15 protein-coding genes are annotated in these 13,519 nt (G+C 52.1%); 11 read left to right on the top strand and 4 right to left on the bottom strand.

The window, feature by feature from the left end:
* Nucleotides 1-204 precede the first annotated feature (204 nt).
* Nucleotides 205-729 carry a hypothetical protein gene (locus IAE30_RS06540; RefSeq protein ID WP_045832986.1) on the bottom strand — a complete coding sequence of 175 codons (525 nt, stop codon included), beginning with the start codon at nucleotides 727-729 and terminating at the stop codon, nucleotides 205-207.
* Entirely contained in the window at nucleotides 695-1,381 is a 687-nt protein-coding gene (locus IAE30_RS06535; protein WP_052059458.1) for a helix-turn-helix domain-containing protein, read from the bottom strand. Before IAE30_RS06535 ends, IAE30_RS06540 begins: the two co-directional genes overlap by 35 nt.
* A gap of 957 nt (nucleotides 1,382-2,338) precedes the next feature.
* On the opposite strand from IAE30_RS06535, the gene fliA reads away from it, so the two are divergent.
* The 4 genes from fliA (at nucleotide 2,339) to IAE30_RS06515 (ending at nucleotide 4,919) form a co-directional block, all read left to right on the top strand.
* Nucleotides 2,339-3,067, top strand: coding sequence for an RNA polymerase sigma factor FliA (gene fliA, locus IAE30_RS06530; RefSeq protein WP_200678589.1), 729 nt, complete (start codon nucleotides 2,339-2,341; stop codon nucleotides 3,065-3,067).
* Between the two features lie 311 nt (nucleotides 3,068-3,378).
* Nucleotides 3,379-3,720, top strand: a complete 342-nt coding sequence (gene flhD, locus IAE30_RS06525) for a flagellar transcriptional regulator FlhD (protein WP_200678588.1) — start codon at nucleotides 3,379-3,381, stop codon at nucleotides 3,718-3,720.
* 10 nt (nucleotides 3,721-3,730) lie between these two features.
* Nucleotides 3,731-4,309: a flagellar transcriptional regulator FlhC gene (flhC, locus tag IAE30_RS06520; protein WP_045832984.1), complete on the top strand. Its 579-nt coding sequence runs from the start codon at nucleotides 3,731-3,733 to the stop codon at nucleotides 4,307-4,309.
* A gap of 280 nt (nucleotides 4,310-4,589) precedes the next feature.
* Nucleotides 4,590-4,919 carry a DUF1493 family protein gene (locus IAE30_RS06515; RefSeq protein WP_081946746.1) on the top strand — a complete coding sequence of 110 codons (330 nt, stop codon included), beginning with the start codon at nucleotides 4,590-4,592 and terminating at the stop codon, nucleotides 4,917-4,919.
* 16 nt (nucleotides 4,920-4,935) lie between these two features.
* On the opposite strand, the gene IAE30_RS06510 is transcribed toward IAE30_RS06515, so the two are convergent.
* Nucleotides 4,936-5,712, bottom strand: a complete 777-nt coding sequence (locus IAE30_RS06510) for an NAD(P)H-dependent oxidoreductase (RefSeq protein ID WP_200537386.1) — start codon at nucleotides 5,710-5,712, stop codon at nucleotides 4,936-4,938.
* A gap of 90 nt (nucleotides 5,713-5,802) precedes the next feature.
* Here IAE30_RS06510 and IAE30_RS06505 point away from each other — a divergent pair, with 90 nt between their 5' ends.
* Both IAE30_RS06505 and IAE30_RS06500 read left to right on the top strand, forming a co-directional pair.
* Nucleotides 5,803-6,693: a LysR family transcriptional regulator gene (locus tag IAE30_RS06505; protein ID WP_200678587.1), complete on the top strand. Its 891-nt coding sequence runs from the start codon at nucleotides 5,803-5,805 to the stop codon at nucleotides 6,691-6,693.
* A gap of 84 nt (nucleotides 6,694-6,777) precedes the next feature.
* A complete protein-coding gene (locus IAE30_RS06500; RefSeq protein WP_200537388.1) occupies nucleotides 6,778-7,827 on the top strand; it encodes a DUF1176 domain-containing protein in 1,050 nt (349 codons plus the stop codon).
* Between the two features lie 141 nt (nucleotides 7,828-7,968).
* On the opposite strand, the gene IAE30_RS06495 is transcribed toward IAE30_RS06500, so the two are convergent.
* Complete coding sequence (locus tag IAE30_RS06495) at nucleotides 7,969-8,646, bottom strand: YecA family protein (RefSeq protein ID WP_038649296.1); 678 nt, start codon at nucleotides 8,644-8,646, stop codon at nucleotides 7,969-7,971.
* A gap of 208 nt (nucleotides 8,647-8,854) precedes the next feature.
* Between IAE30_RS06495 and IAE30_RS06490 the strand changes: the two genes are divergently transcribed.
* The 5 genes from IAE30_RS06490 (at nucleotide 8,855) to IAE30_RS06470 (ending at nucleotide 13,502) form a co-directional block, all read left to right on the top strand.
* Complete coding sequence (locus IAE30_RS06490) at nucleotides 8,855-9,874, top strand: isopenicillin N synthase family oxygenase (protein ID WP_200678586.1); 1,020 nt, start codon at nucleotides 8,855-8,857, stop codon at nucleotides 9,872-9,874.
* Between the two features lie 15 nt (nucleotides 9,875-9,889).
* The gene (locus tag IAE30_RS06485) at nucleotides 9,890-10,672 is read left to right on the top strand and encodes a MetQ/NlpA family ABC transporter substrate-binding protein (RefSeq protein ID WP_200537390.1); all 783 of its coding nucleotides are present in this window, start codon (nucleotides 9,890-9,892) and stop codon (nucleotides 10,670-10,672) included.
* 144 nt (nucleotides 10,673-10,816) lie between these two features.
* Entirely contained in the window at nucleotides 10,817-11,998 is a 1,182-nt protein-coding gene (locus tag IAE30_RS06480) for a serine hydrolase (protein ID WP_200537391.1), read from the top strand.
* Nucleotides 11,999-12,158: 160 nt separating this feature from the next.
* The gene (locus IAE30_RS06475; protein WP_034826295.1) at nucleotides 12,159-12,653 is read left to right on the top strand and encodes an RcnB family protein; all 495 of its coding nucleotides are present in this window, start codon (nucleotides 12,159-12,161) and stop codon (nucleotides 12,651-12,653) included.
* A 144-nt stretch (nucleotides 12,654-12,797) separates the two neighbouring features.
* Entirely contained in the window at nucleotides 12,798-13,502 is a 705-nt protein-coding gene (locus tag IAE30_RS06470; RefSeq protein ID WP_038649290.1) for a GNAT family N-acetyltransferase, read from the top strand.
* Nucleotides 13,503-13,519: the final 17 nt, after the last annotated feature.

Below are 13,519 nucleotides of genomic sequence, written 5' to 3'. Positions count from 1 at the left end.
CGCCGATTTTCATCTAATCAGCCAGGCCATACGCACGTTGCGCTAACTACTGATACTCTGGCCGCAGAATACCGGCACCTGCTTTCCCTCTGACGTTAGGGGATAGGTATGAAGTTCCTGATGGGCGATACCAGGCTAACCCCTTACATCACACTTGTTCGAGCACCCTGAGCCGTTGTCAGAAGCGCTGCGCTAAATTTCTGGCTACCTGATGCAGACATTACGCGCCACGCTCTCTGTGCCGGAGGCCAGCACGCGGCCATTAAAGAGATAAAGCGCAATCACGCTGACATCGCCTGCTTGCCAATGCGGGAAGACATACTTTTGCACGTCCTCGTCGCGGCTTTTGTCACCCAGGCCACGGCTGTGTTGCGTGACGGTGATTTTCAGCAGGTTGTGGTTGAACTCGCCGTTAAACCACACCGCACGATGAATCGGGGTGGCAGGTGCGATAAGTTGCCCATCCATAAAACGAGAAAGCGTGCCGAGATAGGTTAAATGCCCCTCACTGAAGCCATCGTGATAGCTGCGGTAAATCCCCTGCGTCAGCACCCATTCACGCTCACTTTTGATGTCATAAAACGCCAGTGGAAACCGGCACTGGGACTGCTGCGCGCTGGTGGCCAGCCAGCGCCCGATCACGCCGCTAAACGCCAGCACAAAGCCGCCGACAAACAGCCAGAGCCACGGGGATTTAATTGAGGCGAAAATAGAAGGACTCGCATGCATTTTTCGCCTCCTCAAAGGGTTGTTGGCAGGCAATCACGCCCTGATGTTGCGGATTGTTGGCGGAGCTGAGCGTGACGTACAGCACTCTTGCCGCGGGTTTGTCCGGGTTCGCATCCAGCACATAACGGCGATAGGTGCGCAGTGTGGTTTCAATCAATGCGTGCTGCGTATGATGTCCTTTCGGCACCCAGACGCTGCTGCCATCCGGAATCGCCGGGCCATGCCAGCTGACAAAATCGATCGGTTTTGGTGTGAGCAGAAAGAAGTGTTGTACCAGCAATGCCACCAGATACCCGGCGGTGATACCGGCGGCAGTGATGCCTGTTACGCGTCGCCAGGTCAGCGTGCCACGAGCAGGCGGCGCCAGGGGCATCGCCACAGGAACGGAGTGATCGACGGCTGGTGGGACATTAATGATTAAGCGGTAACCGCTGCGCGTGACGGCCAGCAGGTTAATCTGCTGCTCAAGCTCCAGCGACATGAATGCACGGCGTAACTTGTTAATCATCACGCGTACGCTGTTATCGGTTGCGGCATAACCGTCACGGCGCCAGCCAATCTCCATCAACTGTTCATGCGTCAGCACTTCGCCTTGCGCCTCCGCGAGTGCATACAGGCAGCGCGCGGCGCTGGCGGGCAACGTCACGGACATATTATCCAGCGTCCGGCTTAGTATACGAGTACGTCTGTCTAATCTGGCTGCCTGTCCAAGTAGGATTGTGTTGGGCATAAAGAAGTTGTCTATCAATTAGGGTAAAGAGCGGGTCGGTTGTTAATGTTATTTTTGCGGTCACCGTTCCCATTTTTCAGCTAAAGAGTGCCAGATTTTCAGCACTTTCCTGCGATTATTTTCCTGAAAAATGTTGAAAAGCCACTTAATCATTAAGGTTTTTTATGATAGGTAAACCACTAAAATTATGTGGTTATTTTTTATCGATAATTAACAATGCTAATAACCGCTACTCGTAAGTTGTTAGCGTAATAATGATTAGTATTTTTCATCAGAAAAAAGGCGAACCAGCCAGGTAGCCCCATAGCGGGAGGGCGAAAATGGCACGCTAAATGTTAGCAAGGTGAGGTACTGATTGATGCCGCAGGCTCAGCCCACTCTGCTACACCTGATTGACTTGAGACAGCACGGAAATACTCGCTACTGCAGGGGGTTGTCGCGGTTCATGGCGGGGACTTTTCTCGGGAAATCAGCATTCTGAATACGTGAAGATGCTTCGCTGATGCTGACAGGAAGCCATCGCCCTTGTGTCTTTGAGGATCTGCATTTCGGTGCCGGATCGTGTTAGGTGAATCATGACAGGGTGGTGAAGCAGGAAATCGTGAGTGCGGTCGTGCGAGTGAGAGAGAGAATAGGAAAATTATCTCAGCATCAGACGAGCAGAGCATTGGCATCAACGGGATTTTGCTGTTGACAAACGAAGGGGGCTGGCTTTATCTAATATCGGTACAAAAGACTCAGTTGAGAGAGATATTTTAACGCGCTATTCATTGACGAATGAAAGAGATTAAATAGCATTGGTAATGAAATCTTATCGCACTATTTAAACAATAGCACTCGCCCGATAATCAGTTTAAAGACGGTTACAGGGTGGTTAATATGGATGTGTTATACACAACATCCGGAATTGATGATAAAAGTGAGTTGTGGTCGACATATCATTTTCTGGTGAGAGAGGAAGTGTTGCGCCTGAAAAAAAGGCTACCACATAGCGTAGAATTCGATGATCTCATTCAAGCAGGTGCAATGGGATTTATTGCCGCCGTTGACAGCTTTGACGAGAAGAAAGGCGTTGCCCTCAGCGCCTGGGTGACACAATGTGTGCGTTGGGCGTTAATTGATGAACTGCGCGGGCGTGATTGGGTACCGCGTCGTGTCAGAACGCATTCGCGTCAAATTTCTGCAATTATCAAGATTGTTGAACAGGAGAAAGGCTCGAGCGCGAGTGAACGGGATATTGCCGAGCGAATGGGGGTGCCACTGCGGGGTTTCCATCAGATGCTGGAAGATAAATATAATAGCCAGCTTCACTCGATTGATGAACTGCGAGAGCATTATGCCGATTTATGGGAACAGGCCAACGATGAACATGCTTTGTTAAACCCCTTGCATTATTCAATCCAGCAAGATTTGATTCAGCTTATTACGCAATACTTACGTTTTATGCCGAAGCGAGAAAGAGTCATCTTACAGTTTTATTATCATCATGATCTCACTATGCGCGAAATCGCTCTGTTTCTCAATATTTCAGAAACACGGGTGAGCCAGCTTCACAGTCTGGCATTAAAACGTTTGCGCAGTCGTCTGGATTATGATGAAGCGATCTAAAGGTTTGAAGCAACTCAGGATCCGCTAACGGATGAACTTGATAATTAATAAGAATTAATAATCTTATTATCTTTATTAATCATGATCTTAAAGAGATTTCCTCAGTCAGTCTTTTCTGCGGTATTGTTACGGGAATTTCTGATGGATATCATTTTTTCATTGCTGGATGCGACTCAATCGTTGATCAGTGGTTTTCGCGTCGCTGGCAAAAACGTTTAGCTCACGATCACACGATGATTAGCATCACATGGGAATAGATATTCCTCTCTTATTGAACCCGTGCTCCGCACGATAAACACAAGGTGTTATCAATGTCTGACTTTGATGAGTATCTTCCGCATATCCACGATTTGAATTTATCTTACCTTCTACTGGCGCAACAATTAATTAGACAGGATAAGTTTGCAGCAGGCTTCCGTCTTGGGTTATCGGAAGCGACCATCGATAATCTCAAGGTTCTGACGTTACCCCAATTGATGAAGTTGGCCTCGACCAATCAATTCATTTGCCGCTTACGCATTGATGATGAATTCTTGATTGAGAATCTCACGAAAGAATCACGAATTGAGGCACTACAGAGCATTCACACGGGCATTATCTTGTCGACGGATTTACTGAATTCGCTCAATAAAGATCTCGTAACAACAGATTGAGGTGATCAGAATGAGTAAGAAGAATTTGTTGCAGGAAGTGCTTGATGATCATATCGCTATGGAGTTGATTTCGCTCGGCGCACGTATGCAGGTTTTAGAATCTGAGACATCTCTAAGCCGTCGACGATTATTACGCTTGTATAAAGCGTTACGAGGAGCACCTCCGCCAAAAGGTATGCTGCCTTTCTCAGAAGATTGGTTTATGTCATGGGAACAAAATATTCACGCATCGATGTTTTATAACATCTATCTTTATTTAAAATTGACGGAAAAAGGGCCGCCAATTAACGTATTGATGAAATCTTACCGACTCTATCTGGAACAGTGTGCTGCTCAAAGCCATGAAAAGCCAATATTAGGGCTAACACGCGCCTGGACCTTATTACGCTTTATTGATTGCGGTATTATTTCCCGCACAACGTGCAGAATCTGCCAGGGAGGATATGTGGTGATCACCGAGAACATCAAAAAACCCTTTACCTGCAGTTTGTGCAGTCCCCCCTCCCGCGCCTGTAAAAAATCTCCTGTCGATCACGTGAATAAACAGCACGTCCTGGCAGCCGCCACCTTTCTTCCGGTGACCGTGTGAGGCTGGTAAATCATCCATGATGACCAGAAAGTTATTAGCCCGCACCGCGCTCAGGTGCGGGCTATTAACACTGAAGGAATCATTGAATGAATTTTATTGTTTATCTTTATGTAATTTAATGTTTTTTCTGGCGGAAGCCAATTGGCTGCGCGGTTTCAAGCCATCGAACGACGGTTTATTGGCAGCGCATGAAGCAGAGCGGCACAGTGCTATCATTTGCGCTACCTGGCAGATGAGATTGCATGGCAGAATAGCCGCTGGTTTAACAGGAGGGTAGGTGATGACCGACGAAATCGACCAGCGTATCTACGAATTAGTGCGCCGCTACGACGGTGTCTATCTGTTTAAACAAAAAACACTCACGCCGCAGATTGATATCGATACCGATCTGAACTTCGAGCGTGAAGAAGCGCAGGCGTTGATGGACGAGTTCTTCAGCGAATTCGCGGTAGATCGCGGCGGTTTTTTGATTGATACCTACTATCCGGACGAACCGTCACTGGCGCAGATACTGAATCCCTTCAACAAGCGTGAAGTCCCTGTGGTGCCTGATTTTACCCTGAGCATGCTGATTGAATCTGCCAAGGCAGGGCGTTGGCTGTATGAGTAGCGCCAACGCCGTTTAATCATTTCACATGCACAGCAAAACCACTTTCTCCTTTCGCTAACGTATCTTTCAGCGTTAACGCGGGAATTGCATAGTCGCCGCCATTTTGCTGACGAAAGGCAATCGGTGCCGTGTCCGCCAGCGTATCCAGCCGCGTGGCCAGGGTATCGCACCAGCCAGCAAAGCGTTCCTGCGCGGATTTCTGTACACGATAAAACACCAGAGGCGGCAACACGCTGAAGCCGGGATAGAACAGCATGCCGTGCTGAATCGGGAACAACAGTTGATCAATCGGCCCATTGATACCGCGCGGGCTATAATGTGATTCCCAGCCGCCGGTAGTGACCACCAGCATCGCGCGTTTGCCTGTCATCGTACCTTCGCCGTAACGATCCCCCCAGTGCTGTTCATTGTGTTCGCCGACACCGTAAGCAAATCCATTAGCATAAACCCGGTCAAACCAGCCTTTCATGATGGCGGGCATGCTGAACCACCACAGCGGAAACTGGAAAATCACCGTATCGGCCCAGCGCAGTTTCTCCTGCTCTGCGGCAACATCGGCAGCCTGTAGCTGTTGGTCAAAAGCGCAACGGGAATCCAGTGTGGCGTCATAGTGTGCGCCCACCAGTGGCGCCAGTGTATCTGCAGCATCGAGCTGAGCTTTCCACTGCATGGCATAGAGGTCAGATACTTGCACCTGATGGCCTGCTTGCTGGAGGTGATTGACGGCGAAATCTTTCAACGAACCGCTCAGTGAACGCGGTTCTGGATGGGCATACACAATCAGTACATTCATGGCTGAGTCCTGTGAGTTGAAAACAGCTGCAGGTTATGACGCCGCTGGATATAGTAGAAATCAATTGCTCATATCACAGGTATAGTCACAGTGAATATCAATGCGCTGGATTTGAATCTGCTGCAGACACTGGATGTTCTGCTGCAGGAGTTGAACGTAACGCGCGCGGCGCAGCGGCTGAATTTATCGCAACCCTCGGTGAGTGCGCAGCTGGCCCGGTTGCGCACGGTATTCGATGATCCTCTGCTGTTGCCGGGGCCGCGCGGTATGTTGCCCACTGCGCGCGCTGAAGGTCTGCGTGAACCGCTACGAAAGGCATTGGAGGGATTAACGCGTGCCGTTGCTCCGCCGGAGGCCTTTAATCCGACCCATGCTGAAGACACCTGGCGAATAGCTGCCACCGATTACATGTCCACAGCCCTGGTGCTGCCCGCGCTCAACAACATTCGCGAGGCCGCGCCACAAAGCCGGATGGCGGTCTTCGCGCTTAACCCGCCGCAGATTGCTCAACAGCTGGAGAAAGGAGCGCTGGATGTGGTGTTCCATACCGGTGACAACGCGCCAGCGAACCTGCATCAGCGCAAGTTGTTCAGTGAGCGCTACGTGCTGGCGGGTCGGCGAGACCATCCACAGTTACAGCAGGCACCGACGCTGGATCAGTTCTGTCAGCTGGAATTTGTGCTGATCTCGCCTGATGGTGGCGGGTTCAGTGCCGCAACTGATAACGCGCTGGCAAAATTGGGACGCTCGCGTCGCGTCGTGCTGTCGGTTCCGCATTTCCTGTTTATGCTGGAAGCGCTGGCGAACAGTGATTTGGTCGCTGTGCTACCCGAGCGGCTGGTGCGCAGTGCCGCACATCTTCACGTCTTCACTCCACCACTGGAGATTCCCGGCTTTGATATTTTAATGCTGTGGCATCAACGGCTCCACCGCGATCCCGCCCAACAGTGGTTACGCCAGCAGATTGTGGCGTCACTGTAGACTGGCTATCAGCGCAAAAAATTCACTTCTCCCGCGCCCTAAAAATCATCACACTAGCCACCTTTACCGTTATGGAGTGATGGCATGAAAACCCGATTGCTGCTGGCGTTCGCACTGCTCACCAGTTTGAGCGCACCATTGCTGGCAGATGAAGACGGCGTCTCCTTTAGCCATAAAGACTGGGAACTCGCCTGTGACAATACGTTGACCTGCCGTGCTGCGGGTTACAGTGCTGAAGAGGGCGCAGGGGGCTCAGTACTGCTTACGCGTGAGGGCGGGCCCAATGCACCGACCCACGGACGTGTGGTACTGGCTGATACTGGCGATGATGACTCTAAGCAAGTGGATGTTCTGGCGCTGTGGATTGATGATCACGCACAGGGCGAGGTCACCAAAGCGGAGAACGATGAGTGGACGCTAACCGACGCTCAAACGCTGGCTCTGATTAATGCTATCAAAGGCAGTGGCAAAGTGGAGTTTCGCGGGGGCGAAGAGCCGTTCGAGCTTTCCAGTAATGGTGCCTTTGCCACGCTGCTGAAGATGGACGATGCGCAGGGCCGTCTGAGTACGCCTGGCGCACTGGTGCGCAAAGGCAATAAACCTGAAAACAGTGTTCCCGCAGCAGTGGCGATGCCGGTGATCCAGCAGGTCAACGTCGAAAAAGCCGCGCCGCGTCCGTTGAGTGCGGATGAACTGGCGTTGCTCAAGCCGAAGCTGATTGCTTCACTGACCGATGATGACAGCTGCGATAATCTGGACCCTACGGATGATCAACCCGAAGAAGGCGCTGAGCCACTCACATTAACGCCAGTGGATGACGCGCATGTGCTGATTGCCGCGCTATGCTGGCGCGGCGCCTATAACGAAGGCTATGGCTACTGGCTGATGGATCGTGCATTACAGGGTAAACCGCAGCTGATCACCGATTCCGGTTCCGATTACAGCCAGGGTGTGATTTCTGAGGCACAGAAAGGACGCGGTATTGGCGACTGCTGGAGCACAGCGGCCTGGGTATGGGATGGCAAAGATTTCGTCCAGAGTAGTGATGCCACCACCGGCATGTGCCGTGCGATTCGCGCTGGCGGTGCATGGCAATTGCCGACCCTGGTCACTGAAGTGAAGCCTGCCTCTTAATACCTTGGGAGATGTTGCGAAAAGCCCGCACGAGACAGCCTGAGGGCCGAATACGACGTGAGTTGGGTTCAGTGAAATTGCAGCATTGAAAGCAGATTGAGATGAGGGCGCGACCTGACGCCCTCTTACGGTGATGTGGCATTATTTACCGCAACACTGCTTGTACTTCTTACCGCTACCACACGGGCAGGGATCGTTACGGCCGGTTTTCTCGCCCGCGAAGTGTGGCAGCTGAGGTTCTGGATCCGGCTGCGCCATGCGCTGTTCCTGCCAGTATTCATGCAGTTCCAGCGCCGCTGGGCGAATGGCGTCAATGCTGGCTTCAAACTCCTCTGGCGAGAACGCTTCGCGCGTTGCCAACTGCGCTTCGCTACCGTGCAGCTTAATGGCTTCCATCGCCGGTTGCAGGCTCTCTGGCAGCTGATCCCAGTCTTGATCTAACGCCACGCCGCGCAGATAGCCATAACACCAGTCTTCCACTACGGTGAACTCCTGACCTTCCATTTCCTGCATGCCAAACAGCGGATCAAACTGATCCGGGAACTCCGCCAGACGTTCGGCAATGTCGTTGAAGTGCTGGAAAATCAGCGCCATAAAACGATCCATTTCACGCTCGCTGGACCATTTTGGAATGTGCTTCTTGTCACCCCACATCGCCACCAGCCACTCGCTCGGTTCGATATCGTTCGGGCCGGAGAGCAGAGCCGTCAGCATGCCATCCAGCTCGGAGGTATCCACCACCGACTGTTCATTGCCGTATTTCTCCAGCATATCTTCCAGCCAGTTCAGTTCTTTCTCGGTTAACGGGCCTTGGTTCATACGGCATCTCCTGTGTGGTGCGGGTAGGCAAAGTTTTGACGGCGCGATTATAGCGGGAAGCGGCACGGATTTACCGCTTTTTGCATATCGATTGCTGAAGCTTTCCTAAAAATCATTCGCCATAACATATTGCGCAACAGTATTGGCTGGAATGGGACGCCAATGGCAGCGTAAACGCAGAATTTTACTGCGTTAAGGAGCAAATTTTATGGCGGAAACATTGCCGGTGCTGGATTTGGCGCTGCTGGAACTCCCGGATGCTGAACAGTCGCCTTATCTCGCTGAACTGCGCACCACGGCGCGTGATGTCGGTTTTTTCTACCTGATCAATCATGGCATCAATCCACAGCTGCTGCAGAACGTGAAAAGCATCACTCAGGCATTTTTTGCCCTGCCGGATGAGGAGAAGCAACGCGTCTCAATGATCCACTCGCCACATTTCCGCGGCTACAACCGGGCTGGTGTGGAATACACCCGTGAACAGCGCGATCAGCGTGAGCAGTTCGATATTGGCGCGGAACGCGTGGCCTTAACGTTGCAAGCCGGCGATCCCGCCTGGAAGCGTCTGCAGGGGCCAAATCTATGGCCAGAGGCGCTGCCGCAGCTAAGGCCGGTGATCCACGCCTGGCAGCAGGCAATGACGGATGTCGCACTGCGCCTGTTGCGCGCGTTCGCCAAATCACTGTCGTTGCCGGCGGATGCGTTTGATGCGCTGTACGGTTCGCATCCCAATGAACATGTGAAGCTGATTCGCTACCCCGGGCAGGCGAGCAATGCCAGCCAACAGGGCGTAGGTGCGCATAAAGATTCTGGCTTCCTGACATTTCTGCTGCAGGATGAACAGCGCGGATTACAGGTGGAAGTGACGCCAGAAAACTGGGTGGATGCGTTGCCAAAACCGGGTGCATTTGTGGTGAACATCGGTGAACTGCTAGAGATTGCGACCAATGGCTATTTGCGCGCAACGATACACCGCGTGCTGTCACCACCTGTACACAAGGAGCGTGTTTCCATCGCCTTTTTCCTGGGGGCGCAGTTGGATGCCGAAGTGCCGATTTATCAATTACCCGCGCCGCTCGCGGCTGAAGCGCGTGGGCCGACCAGCGATCCCAATAATCCGCTGCTGCGTGAAGTGGGCTGGAACTATCTCAAAGGGCGTTTGCGATCGCATCGCGACGTGGCAGCGCGTTACTACGCCGACGCCCAGAACACGGTTCAATCATCATAAAATTAAGGAAAGCATATGACTAAAAAGGTGATAGCCACGCTGACACTACTCTCGATGTTCAGCACCTCTGCTTCGGCAGCGGCTTTGCGTGTGGCGGCCGATCCGGTGCCACACAGTGAAATCCTCAACCACATCAAACAAACCGATAAAAAGCTCGATCTGAAAGTGATTGAGCTCAACGGCAATCTCAACGCCAATGAACTGTTAGCGCGCGGCGATGTTGATGCTAATTATTTCCAGCATGTGCCTTATTTGCGCGATCAGGAAAAAGCCCTGGGGGAGAAATTTTCCGTGGTGGCGACGGTGCATATTGAGCCGTTAGGCATTTACTCGCATAAAGTGAAATCCCTGAAAGATCTGACTGATGGCGCGCAGGTCGCGGTACCCAATAATGTCACTAATCTAAGCCGTGCGCTGTATCTGTTGCAGGACAGCGGCTTGATAAAACTCAAGGGCAGTCAATCCCATTCGCTGGTCACGACAGCGGATATCAGTGACAACCCACACCATCTGAAAATCATTGAAATCGAAGCGCCACAACTGCCGCGTGCACTGGATGATGCACAACTGGCAATCATCAACGGTAACTACGCGTTGCAGGCAGGGCTAGTGCCATCGAAAGATGCGCTAGCGCTGGAGCAAGCGAAAGATAATCCGTATGCCAATGTATTGGTGACCACGCCAAAACTGGCACATGACCCGCGGATTCTTGAATTAGCCAAAGATCTGGAGTCAAAGCAAACTGCCGAATTTATCAACCAGCACTATCAAGGATCGGTGATTCCGGTGAATCAATAATTCCCAGCCGCCACCTGTTTCTGGCAGGTGGCGATTACCCCCATCTGTGTTATATTTCGCCACAAACACCCATCGCACGTTTTGCTAAAAATAAAAAATATTATATAAATCAATTGTTATGAAAACTTTTACCAGGATTCCTGAATGATGCGGCGCATCATTCCGCTTTTGCTGCTGTTGTGCTGCAGTCTATTGCTGAGCGCCTGTGGCACGCTGTCACAAACCTCTGCTCCGGTCGGCGATAAAGTCTATCTCTCCCATGCGACCTTTAATGAAAACGTCGATGACATCGTGCGGCATTACATGCAGCAAAAGCAGGTGCCGGGCATCAGCATTGCGATTATCCATCAGCGCCAGCCTGCGCAGTTTTATAGTTTTGGCGTGACTGATGCGGTACACCGTTATCCGATCACACCCGATACGTTGTTTGCGCTTGGATCGCTCAGTAAAGGCATAACGGCGGAGGTGATCATTGAGCTGGTGGATCGCGGCGAGCTGCACTGGAACGATACGCTTGCTACGTTGCTGCCGCCGGAAGTGCCGCTCAGTGAAGATGCAAAACGCATCACGCTGCTGCAACTGGTCACGCACACCTCTGGCCTGCCGCGTCAGGATATGGATTTGCCGATGTTTATGAAATTTATGGCGTATCTGCGCAGTGGTGAGAATTTTTACGGCAACCTCGATAGCGATGCCGTGCTGAGCTATCTGGCTGATTTTGACGCACCAGCAAAACCCGTGGCGCAGTATTCCAATCTGGGATATGCGCTGCTCGGCTATATTCTGAAGCATCGCCTGCATCAGGGCATCGAAAGCCTGGCGCAACGCAATCTTTTCCAGCCCCTGGGCATGACCAGCAGCAGCTTCACACCGCAAAGCCTGCGCGGCTATCCGATCCGTGCGCTGGGCCATGCGGGCGATCAGCCAAAGCTGATTCCGCGTGGTGAGTTGACGCCGGATTGGGCATTCAGCAATAACATGGTGGCCGCCGCCAGTTTGTATAGCAACGCACGTGATTTAATCCGCTATCTGGATGCGCATTTACACAATGACGCCAGCGCCCCCATCAATGCCGCTTTTGCTCAGGTTAATCAAGGCTATGAACAGCATGGCAACCAGTCTCAAAATATTGCCTGGGTCACGGACACCTACGGTCAGCAGAAAATCACCTATCAGGTGGGCTATATTGGCGGCTACTCCAGCTTTATCGGTTTTGATAAACAAAATGGCAATGCGATTGTGGTGCTGCAAAATGCCTTTAACTGGAGCAACTATCTGGGCATTGCTCTGTTGATGGATCTGGCGCAGAAGAACCAGGCAGAGTAACGAACATGGTTGCTTGCAATTTTACTGCGCCAAAAATCGCTTTTGCTGAGGTATGCTGTGCAGCGAAATTTGACGCGCAAAGCGCGCCGGGGGAACCTTCTGCGTGCTGCACTTGTCAGTAAATTGGACAGTTAATAATTAACCAGAGTGGAAATCACCAATGCGCAGGACACACGTCACCCTTCTTTCTGCAGGAATTTTTCTGGGCGCTTTGAGCCTGACTCCAGCCGCACTGGCTGAAGGCGAGCAAACGGATAACGTACCACCGCCACCTCAGGTGCAGCAGACCGCACCCGACGCACAAACTCAGGCTCCGGCAGTGGATGCCCCGGCCAGCAACGAACCAGCGGAATCCAGCGGCGATGTGGCACCGATTCGCCCATCGCAGAACGGGATGCAAGATGCCCCTGCCGGGCAAAATAATTACGATCTGAATACCATCATTATCGACTACAAAGAGTACAAAGTCGGTGATGTAGTACCCGATGAGTATCGTAAAAAGCAGTACACCATTGTGGAGTGGCAGCCACGCCACCTGCCAGCACCGCAGCCTGGTACACACTGGGCTTATATCAATGCCAACTACATCCTGATCACCGACGACAGCGGCAAGATTGTGATGGGTAAATCTGGCGACATCTTCTTTAAGGGTTAATCTCTCCCTTTGTGTGGCGGCCGTCAGGCTGCCACGCTTCCTGCAAATCCCTCCTCCTTCAGATTCATCCTCTCGGGTGCTTTTTAATGCGCCGGAAAAGTGGCACGCTGCTCATTACGCTTTCACTGACAAAGGAACGGAACCATGACGCAACACACCAACGCCTACGGACAACCAGTCGGTGCACCATTGCCAGATTGGCAACCGCGCAGCTGGCCCTCTTATGAGACTTTCAACGGCCAGTACTGCCGTCTGGAACCTTTAAGTGCGGAACGCCACGGTCGCGATCTCTACGCCGCCTATGCGCTGGCCATTGATGGCGGTGACTGGACTTATATGTTTGCTGAGCCCTTTACCAGTGAGGCGGAGTATCTGGCTTATGCGCGCAAGATTGAGCAGGGTAAGGATCCGATGCATTTTGCGGTGATTGACCTGCGCAGTCAGCGTGCGGTGGGCACATTGGCATTGATGCGCATCGACACCGCGCACGGTGTGGTGGAAGTGGGGCATGTGGCATTTTCACCGCTGCTCAAGCAAACCTCTATGGCAACAGAAGCGCACTATCTGCTGATGCGTTATGCCATTGAACAGTTGGGCTATCGTCGATACGAATGGAAATGCGACAGCTGTAATTTACCTTCACGCAAAGCGGCATTGCGGCTGGGATTCCAGTTTGAAGGCCTATTTCGCCAGGCGATTGTTTATAAAGGGCGCAGTCGTGATACCTGCTGGTTCTCGATTATTGATGGCGAATGGCCGCCGCTTAAGCAGGCATTCGAACGCTGGCTGGCAGCGGAGAATTTCAATGCAGAAGGGACGCAGCGCATGAAACTGGAAGCGCTGCGTTAAGGCTGTGAAGGGCCGGG

Origin of the sequence: Pantoea sp. S61, from assembly GCF_016625145.1 — a bacterium.
GTDB lineage: Bacteria > Pseudomonadota > Gammaproteobacteria > Enterobacterales > Enterobacteriaceae > Pantoea > Pantoea rwandensis_B.
This window is presented reverse-complemented; position numbering and strand designations above follow the sequence as displayed.

Coding starts and splice junctions, on each gene's coding strand:
- fliA (WP_200678589.1), top strand. CDS start 2,339: ATGGATGTGTTATACACAACATCCGGAATTGATGATAAAAGTGAGTTG.
- IAE30_RS06515 (WP_081946746.1), top strand. CDS start 4,590: ATGACCGACGAAATCGACCAGCGTATCTACGAATTAGTGCGCCGCTAC.
- IAE30_RS06535 (WP_052059458.1), bottom strand. CDS start 1,381: ATGTCCGTGACGTTGCCCGCCAGCGCCGCGCGCTGCCTGTATGCACTC.
- IAE30_RS06500 (WP_200537388.1), top strand. CDS start 6,778: ATGAAAACCCGATTGCTGCTGGCGTTCGCACTGCTCACCAGTTTGAGC.
- IAE30_RS06485 (WP_200537390.1), top strand. CDS start 9,890: ATGACTAAAAAGGTGATAGCCACGCTGACACTACTCTCGATGTTCAGC.
- IAE30_RS06490 (WP_200678586.1), top strand. CDS start 8,855: ATGGCGGAAACATTGCCGGTGCTGGATTTGGCGCTGCTGGAACTCCCG.
- flhD (WP_200678588.1), top strand. CDS start 3,379: ATGTCTGACTTTGATGAGTATCTTCCGCATATCCACGATTTGAATTTA.
- IAE30_RS06470 (WP_038649290.1), top strand. CDS start 12,798: ATGACGCAACACACCAACGCCTACGGACAACCAGTCGGTGCACCATTG.
- flhC (WP_045832984.1), top strand. CDS start 3,731: ATGAGTAAGAAGAATTTGTTGCAGGAAGTGCTTGATGATCATATCGCT.
- IAE30_RS06495 (WP_038649296.1), bottom strand. CDS start 8,646: ATGAACCAAGGCCCGTTAACCGAGAAAGAACTGAACTGGCTGGAAGAT.
- IAE30_RS06475 (WP_034826295.1), top strand. CDS start 12,159: ATGCGCAGGACACACGTCACCCTTCTTTCTGCAGGAATTTTTCTGGGC.
- IAE30_RS06480 (WP_200537391.1), top strand. CDS start 10,817: ATGATGCGGCGCATCATTCCGCTTTTGCTGCTGTTGTGCTGCAGTCTA.
- IAE30_RS06540 (WP_045832986.1), bottom strand. CDS start 729: ATGCATGCGAGTCCTTCTATTTTCGCCTCAATTAAATCCCCGTGGCTC.
- IAE30_RS06510 (WP_200537386.1), bottom strand. CDS start 5,712: ATGAATGTACTGATTGTGTATGCCCATCCAGAACCGCGTTCACTGAGC.